Source organism: Bradyrhizobium sp. LB13.1 (genome assembly GCF_054056815.1).
Genome location: NZ_JBSRYQ010000001.1, coordinates 2256999 through 2278347 on the forward strand (window position 1 = coordinate 2256999; position 21349 = coordinate 2278347).

Below are 21349 nucleotides of genomic sequence, written 5' to 3' on the forward strand. Positions count from 1 at the left end.
TCCCGGAATTTATAGACGTCGCTGGACTTGTCGAGCCATCTGTGTCATTCGGCCTGCAATATTGACCCCTAAGCCGGGGGATCGGCGTCCAAAATTGACCCCCTACAGGTTGGTCTGTTGCGCTGCCTGCTTCGTAACAAAGCAGGTGGTGGGGGATGCTGATCGTGGAGACGATTGCCCGGATCCGGCGCGAGCACTTCATCAAGGGCAAGACGATCAAGGAGATCGCCCGTGACCTGAAGGTGTCGCGGAACACGGTCCGGAAGGTGCTGAGGTCGGGAGAGACCTCATTCGAGTACGAGCGGCAGGTGCAGCCGCGGCCAAAGCTCGGACAATGGGCAGTCGAACTTGACGGGCTGCTTGCGTCGAACGTGACTAAATCCGCTCGTGAACAGTTGACGTTGATCCGGATCTTCGAAGAGCTGCGCGGCCGCGGCTATGACGGCGGTTACGATGCGGTGCGGCGTTACGCCAGGCGCTGGAGCAAAGAACGCGGGCAATCGACCGCAGCCGCTTATGTTCCGCTGAGCTTTGCCCCAGGCGAAGCCTACCAGTTCGACTGGAGCCACGAGGTGGTCTTGCTGAGCGGCACCACGGTGATGGTGAAGGCCGCCCATGTCCGGCTCTGTCACAGCCGCATGCTGTTCGTGCGAGCCTATCCGCGGGAGACGCAGGAGATGGTGTTCGACGCCCACGACCGGGCGTTCGCCCTGTTCAAAGGCACCTGCACTCGCGGCATCTACGACAACATGAAGACCGCGGTAGAGACGATCTTCGTCGGTAAAGGGCGTCTCTACAACCGCCGCTTCTTGCAGATGTGCAGCCACTATCTGGTCGATCCGGTCGCCTGCACGCCAGCGTCGGGCTGGGAGAAGGGGCAGGTCGAGAACCAGGTCGGGCTGGTCAGGGAACGCTTCTTCACGCCGCGGCTGCGGTTCAAAAACCTCGACGAGTTAAACGCCTGGCTGCTCGACAAATGCATCGCCTACGCCAAGGCTCATCGCCATCCGGAGTTGGTTGATCAGACGATCTGGGACGTGTTCGAAGCCGAACGCCCCAAGCTCGTTCCCTATGCCGGCCGCTTCGACGGCTTCCATGCCGTGACGGCGTCGGTCTCGAAGACCTGCCTGGTGCGCTTCGACAACAACAAGTACTCGGTCGCAGCCAGCGCAGTCGGACGACCGGTCGAGGTTCAAGCCTATGCCGATCGCATCGTGATCCGTCAGGATGGACGCATCGTTGCCGAGCACCCGCGATCCTTTAGTCGCGGCGATACCGTCTACGACCCCTGGCATTATGTGCCGGTGCTCGTCCGCAAACCCGGCGCCCTGCGCAACGGTGCTCCCTTCAAGGACTGGGTGCTGCCGGCCGCGATCGAGCGGATCCGGCGCAAGCTTGCCAGCACCGACGATGGCAATCGGCAGATGGTCGACATCCTCAACGCGGTGCTGACTGACGGTCTCCCCGCGGTGGAAGCGGCCTGTGCCGAAGCGCTCAGTCACAGCGTCCATTCCGCAGATGTCGTTCTCAATATCCTGGCCCGGCAACGTGAACTCGCCCCACCGGCCAACATCATGACGCCGGCCGCACTGACGCTCCGTCATGCACCGATCGCCGATTGTGCCCGCTACGACAACCTCCGGAGGACCATCTGATGGAACGAACCCAAATCTTCGACCTCATGGGCGAACTCAAGCTCTATGGCATGAAGGCGGCCTTCGACGAGATCATGGCGATCGCTGTCAAACGCCAGCACGAACCTCAGCGCATTGTCGGCGACCTGCTCAACGCCGAGATCAATGAGAAGCAAGCCAGGTCGATCAAATACCAGCTCACCATTGCCAAGCTGCCACTTGCCAAGGACATCGCCGACTTCCAGTTCGATGGCACGCCAATCAATCAGACTCTCGTCAATGACCTCGCCGGCGGCGGCTTCATCGCCCAGCAACGCAACGTCGTACTGGTTGGCGGCACCGGCACAGGCAAAACCCACCTGGCCATTGCCATCGCCAGAAGCTGCATCCGCGATGGCGCTAGAGGACGCTTCTACAACGTCGTCGACCTCGTCAACCGGCTCGAGACCGAGACCCGCAACGGACGGCAAGGACGGCTCGCCGAGCATCTGACCCGGATGGACTTCATCGTGCTGGATGAACTCGGCTATTTGCCCTTCGCCCAGTCGGGTGGCCAGCTTCTGTTCCACCTCGTCAGCCGGCTCTATGAGCGCGCCTCCGTCATCGTGACGACAAATCTCGCCTTCGGCGAATGGCCGAGCGTGTTCGGCGACGCCAAGATGACCACCGCGCTGCTCGACCGGTTGACCCATCACTGTGACATCGTCGAGACCGGCAACGACAGCTGGCGGTTCAAAAGCCGAGACGACGATCACGCCACCCGCGCTCGTCTCGCCTCCGCTATCCCGGCCAGCTCCGACGAGACGAGCGCTACCAGCAAACATCGCCGCGCAAAGGGGTCAAAATTGGACGCCGATGAGGGGTCAAAGTTGCAAGCCGATTGACAATTAGGTTCTTGTTCTGGTTATCGACCATCCATGGGTAGAAAGAGAAATAGTCGCCGTAGAGCGGTCCCATGTTGCGCTGGTGCTTGAGCGTCAGCGCCCACGCCATAGGTATGACGCACATCGCTATTGCATCGCGGAAGCCCGAGATGGCCGCTATGGTCCGATAGGTGTCGGGCTTGTCGTTCCGCCAGAGGATGACGGCCGGCTCGACTGGAACGCCGAACTCCGTCTTAAATCGACCAAGGAAGCTCCGGAATCGCCGGTTGCGCGACATCTCTTGAACGCGCTGGTCCGTGACAGGAGCAACGGCGAAACCATCAACCTCGATTGCTTCCTGAAGCCTGATGTTCGGCAGCGCAAACATCGGCTGCCATGGCTGAACTCTTCGGGTTGATCTCGCCATTTCACCCAAGCTCAGTCGAGTCAGTGATAGCGTCGAGGCTCGTCTCCATCTTGTCCAGCTCACTGTAGACGGTGAGGAACAGGACAGCAGCGCCAGTTAGGGACTCCATTGCTCTCTCAGGGATGGCGCCTTGCGGGTAGAACGTCAGAACCTGGCCCTCGTGCTTGCCGAAGTAGACAACCGCTCCGAGCCCGTTTGGATGAACGATCTCGCACAGGTGGTCGTACGCCTCCCGGTACGTCTCAACCTTCTTATTCATCTTGTCGATTTGGCCGAGAATTTGCGGCGCTTTGTATTCCGGACCTTCCTCCAGGAAGGCAGGTAACCGCGTGGCGAAGGCGTACTTGTTTGTCAGGTCGGCCAATCCGGCGTAGTCCCCAGCTTCGCAGAGAGCCTGAAGCTTGGTCGAGTAATCGCAGAAGGCGGCAACGTTCTCGTAGATCGCCCTTGTGGCCATCTCGGTCATCAGCGGGCGTCCGGCGCGGAATTCAGCAACGCCGCCTTCCACAAACATGAGCATGCGGCGCAGATGGGCTTGGATGAAGCAACGCGCCAAGGCTGGCGCATACAGCCCCTTTGGCGGTGAGCCAATCACCATGGTATCGAGCAGCTTCGCCTGCAAGCGCTCGATCGCCTGGTTGGTGAGCGACAAGAGGCTGCCGGGCATCTCTGGCGGGCAGTCAGATATGAGGAATAGCGGCATGTCTTGCCAACCCAGCGCGCCCTGTGTGCATAACTACGGGGTGAAAAGCGGAAAAGCTGCGACGAAAAAACGAGCGGACGGTAAGCCGGTTGGCAAGCCGATTCAACCCGGCGCGAGCGGCAATAAGGGCGGCCGACCATCCGATTACAAAACCTGAGTACGCAGATCAGGCCGCGAAGCTAGTTCGCAGACTGATAAGCTTTCTAACAAAACGGAGTCAGTTGCCGACTGATAAGGAAAGGCCGCAAAGCTTATCAGTCTGCAAGATTCCATAACGTCTCATATACGACGGACGGAGGGAGCGACGCTTTGGCCAAACCTCGGCGTCGTGTAGCCGAAAATGTCTTCAAGGCTCCCGATGGAAAGCGGCGACTGCCCACCCGGGAATGCGGAGGAATCGGCCACTGCAACAACGGTTTCTTGACAGAAATCCATCCCTGCTGCCGGGGCCTGGCAGATTTAGACTAAAATAGTGTGCCTGGGCGCAATGGAGCTGTGGACTAAGTGCCCTCAGAAGTTGTAGTAGTGCATATTGATTAGGCAGAATTTGACGGGGTCGATATGGCTGAGAAATCAAAAATTGTGCTTTCGCTTGGCGCAGCGCTCGCATCTCTAACCGGAATGTCGGTTCAGGGGGCCGAGGCCAAAGCAGTAGCCAACGACGCGAGCGCGGCTGCGGCCGAAAACACCGCCATCAAGCCTGAGCCGAACGCTCACTATCAGGTTGGCAAAGACCTTCTTGGGTTCGTAATGACGAAGCAGGCCGACGGCACCATTGTCGCCCAGCATTCCTCCCACGCGTCGCATGCTTCACATGCGTCCCATGCCTCAAGCCGCTAAACTTCCTCCGGCGTCTCCCGTCGAGGTAGCTGTCGATTTTGATTCAAGCGTCCAAAGCCTCAGTGCTTTGGACGCGGCAGCCTATCGTCTGATCGGAACGGCGACCTGTCGGATTGACCGGGCTGGAGACCGTTACGTCTGCCGCCTAACTCCTTCCGTCAGCCCACAAAGGGGCGCTGTGCTGACTTCGGACGATCTGAAGGAACGATTCCTGAATGTGGTCGCCGATGAAAATCTGCGGGCTCGTGTCGCTGAGAAAACGGATGGCGTTCGGAACGTCATTCTTGCTCTTGCTTTTGGAAGTCTGGCCGCCACCCAGAATGATGCTGAATAAAGTCCGGCCGGAGTATCATGGCGCGCTTTTTACCTCCTGAAGTCTTCAGTGCGGCAACAGAAACTATTTCGTTGCTGCCGTTCAATCTTGAGCGCACCGGAACAAGCCAGTATCTCGTCGCTAACATGGTGGGTGATTTCATTCGCCTATCGGAAGATGAGCTAAATAGGCTGGTCGACCTTCGGCTACGGCCCGGCGACGGCCTTTACGAAAAGGCCTATGCCGCTCATCTGGTCACCGGGATCGACCAGAAAGGTCAACGGCAACTTTTGGCGGCTCGGCTGAGAAGCCGGATGTCGTTCTTGCAGCAGACAACGCCACTCCATATTTTTGTCGTAACGTTGCGGTGCGAACACTCTTGCCCTTATTGCCAGGTCTCGCGTCAGAGTACCGACCGCTCGCGCTTCGACATGAGCGAAGCAACGGCGATGCATGCGCTGGACATAGCCTTCGCTAGCCCGGCGGCACGAATCAAGATTGAGTTCCAGGGCGGGGAGCCGCTTCTCAATTTTCCGATGATCAAGACGATTGTCGCCGCCGCAAAGGCGCGGTCCAGCAAGAAGGTCGATTTCGTCATCGCGTCAAATCTGGCGCTTTTGGACGATGCCGTTCTCGCATTTTGCAAGGCGAACAACATCTTGCTTTCGACCTCCCTCGATGGTCCTGCGGATCTACACAATAAGAACCGCCCGAGATCCGGTGCAAATAGCCACGAACTAGCCGTGGCGGGAATCAAGCGGGCGAAGGAAATCTTAGGCCCTGACAGGGTTGGAGCCTTGATGACCACCACCGAGGCGAGCCTCGACCGCGTCGACAATATCATCGGGGAATATCTGCAGTTGGGGCTGGACGGGATTTTCCTGCGGCCGCTGTCGCCGTTTGGTTTTGCCATTAAGACAAAGCAGTTCGCCAAGTACGACGCGCAAAAGTGGCTTGCCTTCTACGAGCGCGGGTTACGCCGAGTTCTAGAGATCAACCGACAGGGCACCCCGTTCCGGGAGTTCTATGCGGCGCTCCTCCTCACACGAATGCTCTCGGACCGCCCCATTGGCTACGTTGACCTGCGCAGCCCGGCGGGCGCCGGGCTTGGTGCACTGGTCTACAATTACGACGGCAGCGTTTTCGCGTCGGATGAAGGCAGGATGCTCGCCGAAACGGGAGACGACGCGTTCCGACTCGGTCACGTCGATCACGACAGCTACAATTCTCTCATCCTGTCGGACAAACTGATCGCCGCAATATCGTCATCGCTCACTCAGTGCGCACCAGAATGCTCGACCTGTGTGTATGAGAGCCACTGCGGGGCGGATCCCGTTTACCACCATGCCACGCAGGGAGACGCCCTGGGTATCAAGCCCCTTTCGGCCTTTTGCGCCCGGCAGAAAGGTATCATGGGCCTGCTGCTCGAAATTTTAGAAAACTCTCCGGAAGACGCGGCGATCTTGCGACGGTGGGCTACCGCATGACCCTCCCTCTCTATGGCACAGCCTCGCGGAGCGCTGGGTTTTGCTCAGATAAAGCTCGCTCGGTCATTAGGCTCCGGTCAATCGACAGCACCGGCGAGCGCGGCATGGCGGATTTCGCACTTGCCAGAACGCGAGACGAAATTTGTCACGCGATAGAAGCGGACTGGGCGTCAATTCTTGTCATTTCCGATGGCTCGATCCGATTTCTCCGGCACGTTCAAAGGACGGTTAGTCGCGGTGTCGTCGAAATATGATTATTTCGCGGACGGCGACGTCATCGGGTTCGATCATGGGTCGAAGAAATTTCGTACGATGTACCGGCGGAATTCGGCGCACAATTCGTTTTTGGTCACGGAGCGGTGCAACAATTACTGCTTAATGTGCTCGCAACCGCCGAAAGACGTCGATGACCGGTGGATCCTCAACGAAATCAAAGAAAGCCTGCCTCTCATCGACCCGGAAACTCCCGCCCTGACGTTCACCGGCGGAGAGACGCTGTCGGACTGGAAGGATTTCATCGCTATCCTGAAGGAGTGTCGCGACCGGCTTCCGGCGACCGCTATCCAGGTGTTGACGAATGGCCGGGCGTTCGCCAACTCAGAGATTGTAGATGCCTGGAAAGACGTTGGGCACCCTAAACTGATGGCCGCCATCCCAGTCTATGCCTCGGTCGATCGTATCCACGATCACGTTGTGCAGGCCAAGGGCGCTTTCGACGAAACCGTGCTAGGCATTCTCAAGCTCAAAGACCGGGGCCAGCGCGTCGAAATACGTGTCGTGCTGCATGCGCTGACCGCGCCGATCATCGAGGACACGGGCCGGTGGATTGCCCGCAATCTGCCGTTTGTCGATCACGTCGCATTGATGGGCCTCGAAAACACAGGCTTTGCCGTTGCAAACGATGCGATGCTTTGGATGGATCCTATGGACTACGGCGACGGCCTCGCCCTGGCCGTTGATCACCTGAGTGCCGCTGGCGTCAACGTGTCGGTTTATAACCTGCCGAAATGCGTCCTTCCGAAGTCAGTATGGCCCCATGCACTCCAGTCGATCTCGGACTGGAAGAACGGCTTTGTCGACGAATGCGATCGGTGTGACGAGAAAAGTACGTGCAGCGGCTTCTTTACGACCGGACGTCCGCGGTTCAGCCGCGGCGTACGCGCAATTATTTCACGAAGGCATAAATTGAGCCCCGCAGCGGATTAGCAGGCACGGAATCAGGAGAATTGACATGAAGATTCATAATGGTTTGCTTATCGCCGTTGCTGCTGCATGCAGCATCTCCGTAACGCCGGCCCTCGCCAAGACCGCAAAAGAGTGTACTGCCGAATGGCGTGCCGATAAGGCCGGGATGCAAGCCCGCGGCGTAACGGAAAAAGCGTACGTTGAACAATGCAAGGCGGGTGCGGCGCCAGCGGCTTCCGTCCCTCCGCCAAAGCCGACCGCTGCAACGCCTTCGACCCCAGCAACGCCGCCACCCTCAACCAGCACCTCGTCTTCCTCAAAAACTGCCAAGGAGTGCATCGCCGAATGGCGGGCCGACAAGGCGGGCATGCAAGCCCGTGGCGTCACCGAAAAGGCCTATGTCGAGCAGTGCAGGGCTGGCGGCGCTATGCCGGGCGCGACCGCTCCCGAACCAAAGCCAACCGCCGCTGCGCCCTCGCCGCCGGCGAGCCGCCCCGCACCAACCGCGACGCAGGCTGCGCCAGCCCAAGCGCCGCAAAAGCCGGCGCCCACGACGACTGCAGCACCGGTTCCGTCTCCGGCACAGCAACCATCTCCATCCAGAGACAACGCAACGCTGGAGGCGGGACAGTTCGCCGACGAGGCGTCTGCCAAGGCCCGCTGCCCGGCCGACACAGTCGTGTGGGTCAATCTGCCGTCAAAGGTCTATCACTTCGCCGGAACCAAGAGCTACGGCGCCACCAAGCGCGGCGCCTATATGTGCGAAAAGGAAGCGATCGCCGCTGAAGATCGGGCCTCGAAGACCGAGAAACATCCCTGAGGTGAAATCCAAAAGGGGTTGCACAGGGAGACATCCTGCATGTTTCGGTTTGCTGTTCTCGTTAGCGCATGTCTCGCTAGCGCAAGCTGGGCCGCTGCGGAGACGATCGACGTAAAATATTATGGCAAGCTGGATCTAGCGCCCTTCGCCTGCGCCGATATCTCGCGGAGCAGCTTCATCAACCGAGCATGCTACGACAAAACCCAGCAGTTTATGGTCGTGCAACCAAGATCGATCTATTATCCCCATTGCGAGATGCGCGCAGCGACCTTTGAGGCCTTTCTGACGGCCCCATCGATGGGCAATACTATAATGCCAACGTCAAAGGCTCTGGCTCAGACGGTCCTTTTGATTGTCGGACGCATCGCGTTCCAAAATATTAGATGCTCTCTGGAGGTCCAGAGGCCGACTCTTTCCATACCAACGCATACGCGAATGCTGCTCGTCAAAAATGCTTGGCAGCAAGAAAGCCCGAGCAGAACCAGTAGGGGGCCTTCTTGCCAAGGAATAAACCAAAGGTTTAATCGGGCATCTTTAGTACTTGACGTGCCGCACAAGTGCTGCAATTTGCTTTAGTTTTCTTCTTTGATGAGTTTGGGTGAACGAAATGCGCAGAAGTCTCCGCGCCTTCGGGTTTTGTCTTGTTTCCTGTCTTGGGTATGCGGCTGCAATTTCGTCGTGTCACGCCCAAGGGGCTCGAGACATGATCAATGTTTTCGGTGCGATCATGCAGTCTGCGATTGTCGAGGCTACGCAAGCAGAGTGGCGTAAGATTGGATCAGCGAGCCAAGCGTGCGTGGATGGTACTCTTCGACAACGAGGCCTCAACCTTCAGACACTCGTGAGCAACGGCGTAACGCCTTCGGATAGCCGGATCGCGAACATTGTCACGAATTGCCGATCTCAGGCAGACGCGCAGCAATTTGCCAACGTTAGACTTCAGCCGCCCAACGATGCCGTTCGGACTGATGCGCCACGATCCATGCAGCCTTCCAAATACCGCGTCGACAAAGTTGCCCTGGGTAGCATTGTAGAATTCGAGTCGGCAAACTATCGAGAGTATCAGTGTAAGCCGAGTGACCAATTTTCGGGATTTACGTGGTGTCAGAAGCAACGAAACGAACGAGCACCGCGAGGGGATTACTTGTCGTCCTACAGCCTCTTGCATAGCCAAGATGGGCGCCTTTCATATCTAAATCGATATCTTGAGCCGGCTTTCTTCGACCCTGGCGAGGTCAGTGGGGACATTGAGCGGTTGACGCGCGCGTTCGGAGAGCAACCACGAACCATCGAGATGCCGCGAAACATCCCCAATGTATCGGGCGTCATCGCGTATTGGGGCGCAGCCTCGCTTGATCCGTTGGATGCGAGTGCTATCGCTGCGTTGGCAGGCGGCCGCAGCCCGGGTGGAATTCTGATAGACTTCGTCGGCGACTTCCAGCAATCAATCCGTCAGAAGCTTCCGATCTATCGCGTGTCCGGCGGCGCGGGCTTTGTTTGGGCCGAAAGCCACGATTCCGACGGGCGCGGCCGGCTGCGATTCTTTGCGATAGACGCGTCAAGCCTTTCAAATAGCCCAACTTCAGAGGCCACGCAGGAGGCATCAACAGCGACGCCAACCGATCCGTGGAAGGATTGTCAGTCTTCAAGACCTGAAATGCGGCTTACAGGCTGTACTAAGGTAATTGGGGCGAAAGGCCTTGACCGCGTCCGACTAGCTGATGCTTTCGACGGCCGCTGTTCCGCCTACAATCAGACACAGCAGTATCAGTCTGCGCTAGCGGACTGCAAAGCCGCGATTGATTCGAATCCGAGGTATTCGTACGCGTATGCCAACCTCGGCGCCAGCTATCTAGGTCTCAATGACACGGCGAATGCCCTGACGTCGCTGGACAAGGCCATCGCCCTCAAGAGCAACTTTGTGTGGTCTCGTCTTAGCCGTGCTAAAGCTCGCGCTGCCGCGGGTTCAACTCAAGAGGCACTCCAAGACTACCAATACGCCCTGCTAATAGAACCATCTAACCAAGCCGCTAAAGACGGCCTGCTGAGCTTAGTGGCGCCGGATACTGCGACACAGACGGCCGAACCGTGCCTTTCGGCACCAATAGACGGCAACTTGGCCGCCACGGGATCTGATGTCTCGCCACTTCGAAAGTTCGACGTGACGATCAGAGAAATATCATCGGTCGTCCAAAATTATCGAGAGCAATTGACTCGCTCGCAGGCCAAGGTCGATCGGTTGTCGCGGGACAAGGACGCCGGCGAACGAAAGCAGCAAGCTCTCGCGGGTTCGGCAGAAGATCGCAAAAAGTTGCTCAACGATGTCCAGCGAATGACGGAGGCCGTAGCAGAGAGCCAATCGAGATTCGACGATGTTGCACAGCGGTTTTCCGAACAGGAAGACAAGTTGCATCGGCTCGAGGCAACCGGGGGCAATAGGCCGCTATTGAAGGAACTTCAGCAATCATTCGCAAAGTTGCGCGCGGCCCGCGCAGATGCCGAGCGAGAGCTCCACCGGAAAATCGGCGACCGCGATGAAGCGGTTTCGAACGCTCAGCGACGAGCAGCGGAGATGGCGGCGCCGTTGGCCGACATCAGGAAGATCGACGTCGCCAAGGACGATGCTGAAAGCTGCATAAGACAAATCAAAGCCGGTATTGACGCCCTCGATCAGAAGGCCGACGACCTTCGGCAGAAGGAGCGGGGTCAGGCTGCTGCAGCATTGCGGCTGAACGGGGAACATCTACTCACCGACCTGACTGAATTCGCGCAGAAAAATTCGAGCCTTGTTCCGCTGGAGATCGGTCCGCTTGTTGCCACGTTGAAAGGGGCGTTGTCCGGTCCGGACAACGAAAAAATATCGAGTGCGTTTGACAATCTCCAAAAGCGCCTCGATGAAGTTCCCGAGTTCAAGCGGTACCGCACGTCCAGGGAGGAGGCTAGACAGCAGGCCGCCAAATCCGAGCTGGACCAACTTCAAGACACCGCTCGGACCATATCGGAGTTCATCGCGAGCTACGTGCGAGCAAATATAACGTCGGATGCCGCACAGGATTTGCTCAAAGTCCGTTCGCGAATGCTTGATGCGCTCGCTGAACCTGACGCTGAGTCGTTGAAGGCCGCCATTGCACAAGCCGAAAAGGATCTCGAGAGGCTTCACGTCGAAGTAGCATATCGCGAATATCGCGGAAAACATCCAATACAAAGCCGCAAGGAGTTGCCTGCCGCGACGGACCGAAATCGCTATCTTGTGCTGGGCCCGCTCGATGAAACGCTCGTCCTGGTCAACGAGAGTGGACGCGCAGGGGTCGTTCGCAACCTGCGGGGTGACCTTGTGTTTGACAACGGTAAGGCAGCGATGTGCTTTGCACACGACGACAATCTTGACGCTTTCGCCACTTTAGAGCTGAAAAAGAAGATTACTGACCAGGGTGCGCGAACACTTAACGTACTCGCCGGAGTTTGCCAGCCGGCTGATCTCGACAAGTATGATCTGATTGGGGTTAACCGGGGCCTCCTCGCTACGGCCTCTCCCGAAATCGCTGCTTCGATCCTCGCCGCATCCGATAAGGGCGACTTTACCTTGCTCACGAGTATTAGCGAACGAGAGCTTCAAGTCGCCCGAAACGGCGATAGCATTAGAAGCTTGCAGTTAGAAAATGACTTGTTGAACAAGGCTATTGACGGCTTCGGCGTGGTCGTCGTGAAGAACAGCAACTCCGTGGTCTGCCAAACGGTTGCAAGTCAGCAAAAGGCTCATGAATCATTACTGTCACGCAACGCGGACCGCTTTCAATTGGAGTTTGGTGCGCCAGCGTCGACGATTTCGACCTCGATCGACAGTGCATTCGTGGCTGCGAAGAGAGGTCAGTGCGGTGCGATCTATGGAGCAGCTAAAGACCTACGAGAGCTAATTACGAGTTTGCAACGAGACAAACTCAGCTATCATGTCGTGCCGATTTGGTTTTCAGCCGGAGACGTTGACACCGAGCAGACTAAGATTGCGGATCGCGTGGCCGGCGAGATGCGCGCGCAGGCGGCGCTAGAGCAAAAGAAGCGCGATGATCAGGTGCGCCGCGAGGCCGAAAGGAAGCAAACTGACTCTGAGAAAACTGAGCGCGAGGCGCAGCTGAGGCAACAAAATGGGTCTCTCGCTCGCGGCATGACCGACTCAATCCTCTCAAGGATGAAGACGTTTTCGTCAGGTACCGGCGATGGAACGCGGGTCGCGCAAGAGTGGCCTACCTTGGCAAGGTGGTTTGGTGATCAGAGACGCCAAGAGTGGGAGCTTGAATCCGTTAGTGGAGATCTCCTGGACTTTGGCGTCGTTGAATGGAAGAATCGGGTGCTGGAGGCAGGATTTGTTGCTGTGCGCTTCAAGATGAAGCAGCGAGGGCTGGGAGAGTACCAGGAGAAGTGCTTTTCCGTTGGCTATACAGCCGACCATGAGTTTGATGTTGAGCGCGACCCGATAGCAGTCCCTTGCGAGGACGAGAGCTCTGTGAACAGGTATAAGGTAGCACACAGTTTCACGAGCAAATGGTTTGCGCACTAAGACGGTTGGCAACCGGCAAGCAATTGATCGGGGAGTCAGTTGGGGGCTGAAAGTTTGCCCGCGAATGGCATCAGTTCGCGGACTGATAAGGAAACTAACAAAACGGAGTCAGTTGGCGCACTGATAAGGTAATTGTACAAAGCTTATCAGTCTGGCGCGAAGCTCGCATCCGCGACCGCAAGCCGCCATCAGCCGAACGACGGTCCTGGCGAGAGCCTAACCCATCCGTCCTACATGGCTGGGAGGCGGAATGGCCTCGTATCTCAGGACATCGGTTTACTGTCTCCCGACCGATCGTCGCTCACTGTGTCTACGGCCCGGGCGTGGTCCGTCCATGCTGCCCGTGGGCGGTACGACCTCTATTCGAGATACACTGGCTCGTTATCGCTCGTCAGGTCGACGATTCGCAGTGCTTCTGAGGCCCGGTTTAGACTGCTGGAGTCTTGAATTGCGTACGCTGAACCCTCCATTCAACGGCTCGACTAGTCGTTCCGATCCACTTCCTGTTGCGCCTCCTATAGCCCATTCGGCAAATCAAGTCTCATCTGCGCCACATCCGACACTGGATCGAAGCGCTCGCAATGATGTTTCAGGCAATGGTTTGTCCATTCGGGTGGATAGGTCGAGATCAGTTCTGCGGAGCCGATTGTTCGTTCACGTCTTCTGTCCAAGGACCGCGACAGTCGGTTCAACCCGCACATCCGGACACGGCCTTCGTTCTGCGTGGGCCGGTTCTGAGCGAACTCGGCGGCAGCTGTCCATCAAATCCAGCATCAATGTGCTGCCCCTTTCGACTCAGGTAAGGCGCGCGGAACATCGCCGACATCGTCAAGGTCAGGCGCCTGGCCGTATCCCATGCGTTTCATCTGCTCATGTACCTGCGCCATGTCAGCGTCACTGAGGCGCGGCGGCTCGCCGATAGCCAACGCATGGACATACATTTTCGCCAGCGTCTCCACTTCCACTGCAAGCCAAAGAGCCTTTTCAAACGTCTCGGCCGCCACGAGCAAGCCGTGATGGCCAAGCAGGCAAGCGTTGCGATCTTCGAGTGCCCTGAGGGCGTAGTCTGATAGTGCCTGCGTGCCGAAACAAGCATAGGGCGCACAACGGACATCGTTGCCACCCGCAACTGCGACCATATAGTGGAAGCAGGGGATGCCACGCTCGTGAACGGCGAGAGTTGTGCTGAAGGTCGAATGCGTATGGAGCACGACGTTGACGTCTTCGCGCGCTCGCAGAATATCGCGGTGAAAGCGCCATTCGGATGAAGGCCGATGGTTGCCCTGGTAATTCGCGGCAAAATCCATCGCAATAATATCTTCTGGCTGCATCCGATCATAGGGCAGACTGGTAGGCGTGATCAGCATGCCGCTTGGGATCCGGTGCGAAAGATTGCCGGATGTGCCCTGATTCAGTCCGTTTCGATTCATCTGCCTGCAGGTATCGACAATGCCTTGCCGGAGATCAGCATGAGTGTGGCCCGTCATAAGGCGGGCTCCGAGAAAGCGATCCAGGACTGATAGGCGGTGGAAAGGCCGCGCGGGTCGACCCCATCGTTGCTAAGCGATGTGACAGCTTCAAGTACTACGCTCGAAACCGGCAGAGTACGCGAGAATCGCCGCCACAGCAGCGCGGCAGCCAAGCGCCGTTCCGTGCGGGGATTGACTGACCCAGACGCCCTGCGAGGGACGCAAGGTTGCAAGGCAGCGGGCGAAGGGCAAGTTTGCGGCAAAACCACCATCGATGACTATGCATTTTGAGCTCTCAAGCGCATCAAGGCAGCGGTTTGCGCTGAACGCCGCATACAGCACTGCCAATGCCTGCCGTTCGGCAGGCGTTTCGGGAGGCGGTCCTATGACCCGTCCGCGGTGAGCCGCGCCCTGAAATAATCCATCATCGCCAATGAATGAGGGGAGCGCGAGGGTCCCCCTCGACAGCACGGTGGGCAATGCGGCAAGAACGGCCGCATCGGTAGCACGATCTTCCCCGCGGATCAGGTCGTATTCGCGGCCGGTGGCGATCAATGTCGAAGGTGCGTTCTCACCATCGACATCGATATTGAGAACCATCGCGCGCGCGCAATCGATTTTGTCCAACGAGAGGCCGCGCTGAAAGCCGATCATCCAGGTACCAGTCGACAGGATCGAGGCATCTGCCATGCCGGCGGCCTTGTAGCGAAACAGGTTGGCATTGGAATCATGCACGCCACAGAGGATTTCGGTCGATTGCGCCAGGCCGGTGCGCTTGGCCGCGGACTCCGAAACGGTCCCCAGCACCGCACCGGCGGGTACGCGTTCGGGCAGCAGATGGCTCCAGCCGCGCTTGCGCATAAGAGAAGAAGGCTGATGGTATATGAGGTCCCAGATATGGCTCTGGGCCGCGAGCTGCGAGCTTTCACTGGCCGCACGTCCGCCAAGCCGCAAGGCGAAAAACTGCGCGGTGGTCAGGTAGGCTTTTGCGCGGGCGAATTCCACGGGATATGCGCTTTCCTGCCACAGCAGCTGCTTTCCGAGCCGCATCGCGCCTCCGATTCCGCAGAACACCTCATCGTAACCGGGCGCGATCCGGGCATATGCTTCATCAATTGCCGGCGGAGAGACAGCATCATAGTCCATCATCGGCAGCACTGGCGTATCACCGTCGACAAGAACTGCGCCGCATCCATGTGCAGCCACGATCACGGCGCCAATGGCATGGCGTCGAGACACCACGGCAAGGGTATCGAGAAGCCAATCTTCTAGCCCGGCAAGATCATAGGCGAGGTACGAGCCCTGAGTCATCGACACATTCGGAATCGCAAGTGTTTCGAGCGGCCAGCCGTCATCGCTCGCCACTAGCAGCTTGATATTGGTCTTGCCAATGTCGAGAACCGCGATGGGGGGCGAGCCGATCGAACTCATCATCGCTGGCTACCGCGGCGCCTTGCCAGCGAAATGAGGAACCGCCGCGACGGCAATCAAGATTCCACCCCAGATCGCCAGCGTGAGGAATTGGCTGAGGTTCAAAAGGTTGAATGCCGAGGAGATCACTTGAAGGATGATCAGCGCAAGCAATAGCCCGCCGACTTTTCCGAAGCCACCAAACGGATCGATGCCGCCGAGGACGGCCGCGAGAATGGTGACCAGCAGATAGCTCTCGCCGTATGCCGCGTTGGCCGAATTGAAACGTGCCAACATGACCACCGCTGCTGCGCCCGCGAGCAGGCTGGAAAGCACATAGAGTTTGAGGAGAACGGCGCGGGTATCGACCCCGGAGTAGCGGGTTGCTTTCTCGTTCGAGCCGATCATGTAAACCTTTGCCCCGAACGGCGTCGCGTTCAGCATCAGCGCGACGGGCAAGGCGCAGAGCGCAAGTACGATCAGAGCAAAGGGTACCCCAAAAACCGTTCCATTGCCGATAAACACGATGGGCTCCGGAAATCCGGAGATGACGTTACCGCGCGACAGGCCGATCGCGACGCCCTTGCATAGTGTCATCGTGCCGAGCGTGGCGAGGATCGGCGAAACGCCGAGATAGGCGATGACGAAACCGTTGAGGAGGCCGACCAATGCGGCCACTGCAAACCCTGCAGCGATCGCCAGCACTTGAATGCCGACCCAGGCAAAGCCCTGACTCCCTGGGATGTAGTGCGTCAGCAGGGAAGGCGATGGTCAGTCCGGACAGATTGGCGGTCGCGATGATGGAGAGGTTGAGCCCACCGGATAGCAAGGCCAGCATCATTGCAAGCGAGAGGATGCCGAGTTCTGGCATCTGGAAAGCCATCGATTGCAGCGTGTTGACCGAGAAGAACCGGTCGCCGATCATGATCGCGAACGCCACCCAGAGCGCGAGCAACAGCAGGGTGAGGGTGGCGACAGTGCCGCTGCCAGCGAGGCCTACCATGCGCCGGCGAAGTGAGAGGGCGGGCGCATTGCTCATCGGCGCGCGCTCCGGGTTCGCCGCTCTCGCTGCGACCAGGCGGTTGCTGAGACCGAAATGAGGATAACCAAACCGATGAAGAACGGCGACCAGTAGGACGATACGCCCAGCAAAATGATTCCATTTTGGAGCACCGCGAGCAATGTCAGGCCCAAAAACGTGCCGAGGACGGTGCCGACGCCCCCCATCAGGCTGAAGCGCGTCTTCTGAGGTGGCTGCGGCCGGACCTACGGGGCCCGGCGCGTCTGGAGAGACCTTCTGGCAGACGGCGTCGAGTGCGGTCTGCATCGGATCGAGCGGCTGATGCGCCTGCAGGCCTTGCGGGCGCGGCCACGCCGCCGGCGCCTGCCGAAAGACGAGGGCGACCGCCAGATCGCGAACGTGCCGGCGAACCTTCTTGATCGTCAGTTTGTGGCCGAGCGGCCGAACCAGAAGTGGATCGCCGACTTCACCTACATCTGGACCGCCGAGGGCTGGCTCTACGTGTCGGCCGTGATCGATCTGTTCTCGCGACGGGTGGTCGGCTGGTCGATGAGCACAAGCATGACAGCCCAGCTGGTTGCGGACGCACTGCTGATGGCCGTCTGGCGGCGCGGCAAGCCGGACGCCCTGATGCATCACTCCGATCGCGGCAGCCAATACGTCAGCGAACAGTTTCAGCGCCTGATGGCCGACAGCGGTATCGTTTGCAGCATGAGCCGGTCCGGCAACGTCTGGGACAACGCGGCGATGGAGAGCTTCTTCTCGTCGTTGAAGACAGAGCGCACAGAGCGCAAGACCTATCGCACCAGGAACGAGGCAAGAGCGGATGTGTTCGACTACATCGAGCGGTTCTACAATGCCGTCCGCCGTCACTCGACGATCGGATACCTCAGCCCTGTTGAGTTCGAGCGCAAGGTAGGATTAGCTTAACCGGGTGTCCATCAAACCGGCAGCAGCTCAGTCATCCCGTTAGCCCGGCAAGGTTCATCAACATGCGAAATGCGATCGACAAGATCGCCAAGCTTACGACACTCGCCGTCCAGATCAGGACCAGCCAGCCGATCCGCCACGGCCAGGTTGGCAAGGAAGTTCGCCGCTCCATCAGTGATAACCCTCGCCGATCCTCACCTTGCCGCGGAACACGTAGTAGGCCCAAGCCGTGTACCCGAGGATGAAGGGAATAACGAACAGCGCACCTAGCAGGGCGAAACCCATGCTTTGGGGCGGCGATGCGGCGTCCCAGATGGAAATCGCCGGCGGGATGATGTGCGGCCACAGACTGATGGCGAGCCCGCTGTAGCCGAGAAAGAGCAGGAGCAGCGCCAGCAGAAAGGGCGTAGCATGAGTGTCGCGTTTCAGCGTATGGAAGATCGCCCACGCCACAAGCAACACGAGGAGCGGAACGGGTGAGAAGAACAGGAAGTTCGGTAGCTTGAACCATCGCGCCGCCACATCAGGATGTGAGAGCGGCGTCCAAAGGCTGACGATGGCTATCGTGAGCAACAGGACGAGTGTTGCGGCTCTAGCGAGAACCTTCATGCGACGCTGTAACGCGCCTTCGGTTTTCATGATCAGCCAGGTCGAGCCAAGCAGCGCGTAGGCCACCAGGAGGCCAAACCCGGTGAACAGGCTGAATGGTGTGACCCAATCGAACGTGCCGCCGGCATACGAGCCGTCCGTGACGGCAATGCCGTTGATGAAGGCGCCCAACGCAACGCCTTGGCAGAAGGTGGCGAGGTACGAGCCAAAGGCGAAAGCCTTGTCCCAAAACGGTCGATGGGATGCGTCCGCCTTGAAGCGGAATTCGAACCCGACTCCACGCCAGATTAGGCCAGCGAGCATGAACATCAGTGGAAGGTAGAGGGCACTCAGGATGACCGAATAGGCGAGCGGGAAGGCCGCCATCATCGCCGCGCCGCCCAGAACCAGCCACGTCTCGTTGCCGTCCCAGACTGGCGCGACCGTATTGACCATCACGTCGCGATGCTCGCGATCAGGAATGAACGGAAAGAGAATGCCGATACCCAGATCGAATCCGTCCATCACGACATACATCATCAGGCCAAAGCCGATAATCAGTGCCCAAAGAAGGGGAAGATCGATGCCCATCTCGCTAGACCTATTTCTGTTTAGGGGGTTCAATCGCAAGATCGACATCGTCGGGAGCCGCCGAGAGGGGCCGTGCTGGACGCAGCGACTGCCCGCGCCGGTGCGGCGCACCTCCGGCTTCCGCTTCGTCAGGCCCCTTAGCGACCAGCTTCAGCATGTAGCTGATGCCTGCGCCGAACACGGCGAAGTACATGACGACGAAGACGATCAAAATTAGTGAAAGGGCCACGACGGAATGATTCGAAACGGCATCTTTCGTGCGCAGCAGTCCGTAGACGACCCAGGGCTGGCGCCCGATTTCCGTCGTCATCCAGCCGGCAAGAATCGCAATCAGCCCTGTCGGTCCCATGAGCAAGGCAAAGCGCAGGAACAAGCTCGACTTGAACAGGCGCCGGCGCCAACGCAGCCACAGGCTCCAGACGCCGAGCAGGACCATTAGCAGGCCGAGTCCGACCATAACGCGGAAGGTCCAGAACACGATTGTCGAATTGGGGCGGTCTTCCGGCGCGAACTGCTTCAAGCCCGGCACCTGCCCATGCAGGCTATGGGTAAGAATGAGACTTCCGAGATAGGGTACCTGTACGGCGTAGCGGGTCGTCTCGGCCTTCATGTCCGGCAACCCGAACAGGGTAAGTGGAACGCTCTGGCCGGGGGTGTTTTCCCAATGACCTTCCAACGCCGCGATCTTGGCAGGCTGGTATTTCAGCGTGTTGAGCCCGTGCGCATCGCCAAGCACGATCTGGAGGGGCGCCACGATCAGCACCATCCACATCGCCATCGACAGCATGGTGCGGATAGCCCGGCTCGAACGGCCCTGCAGCACGTGCCATGCGCCGGCCGCGCCTACGAAGAGGGCGGTGGCGAGATAAGCGGCCACGGTCATGTGGGCGAGCCGGAAAGGAAACGACGGATTGAAAATGATTTTCAGCCAATCGACAGGCACGAACCGGCCGTTGACGATCTCAAAGCCCTGAGGCGTCTGCATCCAGCTGTTCGATGCAAGAATCCAGGTCGCCGAGATGAGCGTGCCGATCGCCACCATGAGACTTGCGAAGAAATGCAGGCCGGGTCCCACCTTGTTCCAGCCAAACAACATGACGCCGAGAAATCCGGCTTCCAGAAAGAAGGCGGTGAGCACTTCATAGGCGAGCAGCGGACCGGTAATGCTGCCGGCTGCAGCCGAAAAATGGCTCCAGTTCGTACCAAACTCGTAGGCCATGACGAGGCCGGAAACCACGCCCATCGCGAAGTTCACCGCGAAGATTCTAGACCAGAAATGATAGAGCGTGCGGTACACCTCGTCCTTCCGCCATAACCATAGCGCCTCGAGAACAACGAGATAGCTCGCAAGCCCGATGGTGATCGCCGGAAAGATGATGTGGAAGGAAACCGTGAACCCGAACTGGATGCGCGCAAGCTGCAGTGGAGTTATCGCGAACATGCGAGCACTCCCTCCGCAACTCGCAGGGCGGGCCGCGGGCGATAGCTCGGAGCCGGGTTCTCCGCTTTGAAACATATCCTGGCTGCGCTCCTGACCTTGGTAAATGCACTGGCCTCAATTTGGCGCACGCGCTCGCTAGAAATCGATAATTCCCGCGCGAGCTCTTCGAGGGTCGGAGGATTCTCCGTCAGGCGCCGCGCCTCAAATATCCGCCGCTCGCGTTTCGTCAGGAGATCCAGCGCCGCCTGAAGCGCGCCGACCTGCCGGGCGCTTTCGTCATGCTCCGCGAGGATCAGCTCCGCGTTCGACGAATGATCGACCAGAAGATCCTGCCATTCCGCGCTGCCCTCGCCATCATTGACAGGCGAGTTCAACGACAGGTCACCGCGCAGGCGACGGTCCATCTCGATCACGTCGGTGGCATTGACGGTCAACCGCTGAGCGATAACTTCAGCTGTCAGCGGAGATAGTTCGGTTGTCCCGCTGGCAAGTCTGTTCATTTCACGTCGGAGGCGGAAGAACAGCTTCTTCTGCGCAGCAGTTGTTCCAATCTTGACCAGCGACCAGGAGCGCAGAATGTAGTCGTGTATGCTGGCTTTTATCCACCAGAGCGCATAGGTCGAAAAGCGCGAGCCGCGGCCAGGCCTGAAACGCAGCGCGGCCAGAACTAAACCGAGGTTCGCTTCTGAGGTGATATCCGCGAGCGGAAGACCATATCGCTTGTAGCGCCATGCCACGCTTGCCGCCAGCCTCAGGTGACTGGTGACGAGAGCGTCGGCAGCCGCGCGATCGCCGAGCTCCAGCCAGCGACGTGCAAGCTGTTGCTCTTGCTCCTCTTCGAGCAGGTCGTATCGCTTGATCGCCGAGGTGTATCCGTGCGAGTTGCTGCGCGCTGCTCCGTTGATTTCAAACTCATTAGGCGCGATAGCTGTGCTGCTGTCCTGCATATTCAGCTCCGATAGTTTTAGCCCGGCAAATGGACTGTAGGAGCGAGCGCAGGGGCAGAGACACTAAATAGGAATTTGGCAGATTAAATTTGCCTTTAATGTCGGCCAGATTGTCTGGCGTCGTC

The 21349-nt window shown here is 58.6% G+C and carries 15 protein-coding genes and 4 pseudogenes; 9 read left to right on the forward strand and 10 right to left on the reverse strand.

All coding sequences use genetic code 11. From position 1 onward, the window contains the following. Window positions 1–155: 155 nt before the first annotated feature. Both istA and istB read left to right on the forward strand, forming a co-directional pair. A pseudogene (gene istA, locus ACVWYI_RS10620) lies at window positions 156–1646 on the forward strand (IS21 family transposase); the annotation flags it as partial. Window positions 1647–1654: 8 nt separating this feature from the next. Next, window positions 1655–2518, forward strand: coding sequence for an IS21-like element helper ATPase IstB (gene istB / locus ACVWYI_RS10625; protein WP_456661642.1), 864 nt, complete (start codon window positions 1655–1657; stop codon window positions 2516–2518). Here istB and ACVWYI_RS10630 read toward each other — a convergent pair. Next, a complete protein-coding gene (locus ACVWYI_RS10630) occupies window positions 2445–2885 on the reverse strand; it encodes a hypothetical protein (protein ID WP_456661929.1) in 441 nt (146 codons plus the stop codon). The genes istB and ACVWYI_RS10630 overlap by 74 nt on opposite strands. A 40-nt stretch (window positions 2886–2925) precedes the next feature. Next, the gene (locus ACVWYI_RS10635) at window positions 2926–3591 is read right to left on the reverse strand and encodes a hypothetical protein (RefSeq protein WP_456661930.1); all 666 of its coding nucleotides are present in this window, start codon (window positions 3589–3591) and stop codon (window positions 2926–2928) included. A gap of 597 nt (window positions 3592–4188) precedes the next feature. Between ACVWYI_RS10635 and hxsA2 the strand changes: the two genes are divergently transcribed. The 6 genes from hxsA2 to ACVWYI_RS10665 all read left to right on the forward strand — a co-directional run bounded on the left by hxsA2 (window position 4189) and on the right by ACVWYI_RS10665 (window position 12827). Further along, window positions 4189–4467: a His-Xaa-Ser repeat protein HxsA2 gene (gene hxsA2 / locus ACVWYI_RS10640; RefSeq protein WP_247288179.1), complete on the forward strand. Its 279-nt coding sequence runs from the start codon at window positions 4189–4191 to the stop codon at window positions 4465–4467. Between the two features lie 178 nt (window positions 4468–4645). Continuing rightward, window positions 4646–4801, forward strand: coding sequence for a hypothetical protein (locus tag ACVWYI_RS10645; RefSeq protein WP_456661931.1), 156 nt, complete (start codon window positions 4646–4648; stop codon window positions 4799–4801). Between the two features lie 17 nt (window positions 4802–4818). Next, window positions 4819–6267, forward strand: coding sequence for a His-Xaa-Ser system radical SAM maturase HxsB (gene hxsB, locus ACVWYI_RS10650; protein WP_456661932.1), 1449 nt, complete (start codon window positions 4819–4821; stop codon window positions 6265–6267). Between the two features lie 189 nt (window positions 6268–6456). Continuing rightward, the gene (gene hxsC / locus ACVWYI_RS10655; protein ID WP_456661933.1) at window positions 6457–7473 is read left to right on the forward strand and encodes a His-Xaa-Ser system radical SAM maturase HxsC; all 1017 of its coding nucleotides are present in this window, start codon (window positions 6457–6459) and stop codon (window positions 7471–7473) included. Window positions 7474–7819: 346 nt separating this feature from the next. Further along, window positions 7820–8272 (forward strand): hypothetical protein, encoded by a 453-nt coding sequence (locus tag ACVWYI_RS10660; protein ID WP_456661934.1) that lies wholly within the window; start codon window positions 7820–7822, stop codon window positions 8270–8272. 1144 nt (window positions 8273–9416) lie between these two features. Then, window positions 9417–12827, forward strand: coding sequence for a hypothetical protein (locus ACVWYI_RS10665; protein ID WP_456661935.1), 3411 nt, complete (start codon window positions 9417–9419; stop codon window positions 12825–12827). Window positions 12828–13600: 773 nt separating this feature from the next. Here the strand turns inward: ACVWYI_RS10665 and ACVWYI_RS10670 are convergent. The 4 genes and pseudogenes from ACVWYI_RS10670 to ACVWYI_RS10685 form a co-directional block, all read right to left on the reverse strand. Further along, on the reverse strand, window positions 13601–14314 hold the full coding sequence (locus tag ACVWYI_RS10670) for a class II aldolase/adducin family protein (protein ID WP_456661936.1): 714 nt from the start codon (window positions 14312–14314) through the stop codon (window positions 13601–13603). Window positions 14315–14404: 90 nt separating this feature from the next. After that, window positions 14405–15730: a carbohydrate kinase gene (locus ACVWYI_RS10675; RefSeq protein WP_456661937.1), complete on the reverse strand. Its 1326-nt coding sequence runs from the start codon at window positions 15728–15730 to the stop codon at window positions 14405–14407. A 6-nt stretch (window positions 15731–15736) separates the two neighbouring features. After that, window positions 15737–16745 (reverse strand): annotated as a pseudogene (locus tag ACVWYI_RS10680) (ABC transporter permease). Next, window positions 16742–16939 (reverse strand): annotated as a pseudogene (locus tag ACVWYI_RS10685) (ABC transporter permease); the annotation flags it as partial. The pseudogenes ACVWYI_RS10680 and ACVWYI_RS10685, both read right to left, overlap by 4 nt. 28 nt (window positions 16940–16967) lie before the next feature. Here ACVWYI_RS10685 and ACVWYI_RS10690 point away from each other — a divergent pair. Then, a pseudogene (locus tag ACVWYI_RS10690) lies at window positions 16968–17657 on the forward strand (IS3 family transposase); the annotation flags it as partial. Window positions 17658–17688: 31 nt separating this feature from the next. Here ACVWYI_RS10690 and ACVWYI_RS10695 read toward each other — a convergent pair. From ACVWYI_RS10695 to ACVWYI_RS10710, 4 genes are read right to left on the reverse strand one after another with little or no spacing between them, the layout of a single operon-like run. After that, entirely contained in the window at window positions 17689–17829 is a 141-nt protein-coding gene (locus tag ACVWYI_RS10695; RefSeq protein WP_247343311.1) for a DUF2474 domain-containing protein, read from the reverse strand. Then, window positions 17829–18836, reverse strand: coding sequence for a cytochrome d ubiquinol oxidase subunit II (gene cydB / locus ACVWYI_RS10700; RefSeq protein WP_247446062.1), 1008 nt, complete (start codon window positions 18834–18836; stop codon window positions 17829–17831). Before cydB ends, ACVWYI_RS10695 begins: the two co-directional genes overlap by 1 nt. Window positions 18837–18846: 10 nt before the next feature. Then, complete coding sequence (locus ACVWYI_RS10705; RefSeq protein WP_456661938.1) at window positions 18847–20277, reverse strand: cytochrome ubiquinol oxidase subunit I; 1431 nt, start codon at window positions 20275–20277, stop codon at window positions 18847–18849. Then, window positions 20265–21224, reverse strand: a complete 960-nt coding sequence (locus tag ACVWYI_RS10710) for an RNA polymerase factor sigma-32 (protein ID WP_456661939.1) — start codon at window positions 21222–21224, stop codon at window positions 20265–20267. Before ACVWYI_RS10710 ends, ACVWYI_RS10705 begins: the two co-directional genes overlap by 13 nt. Between the last annotated feature and the right edge of the window lie 125 nt (window positions 21225–21349).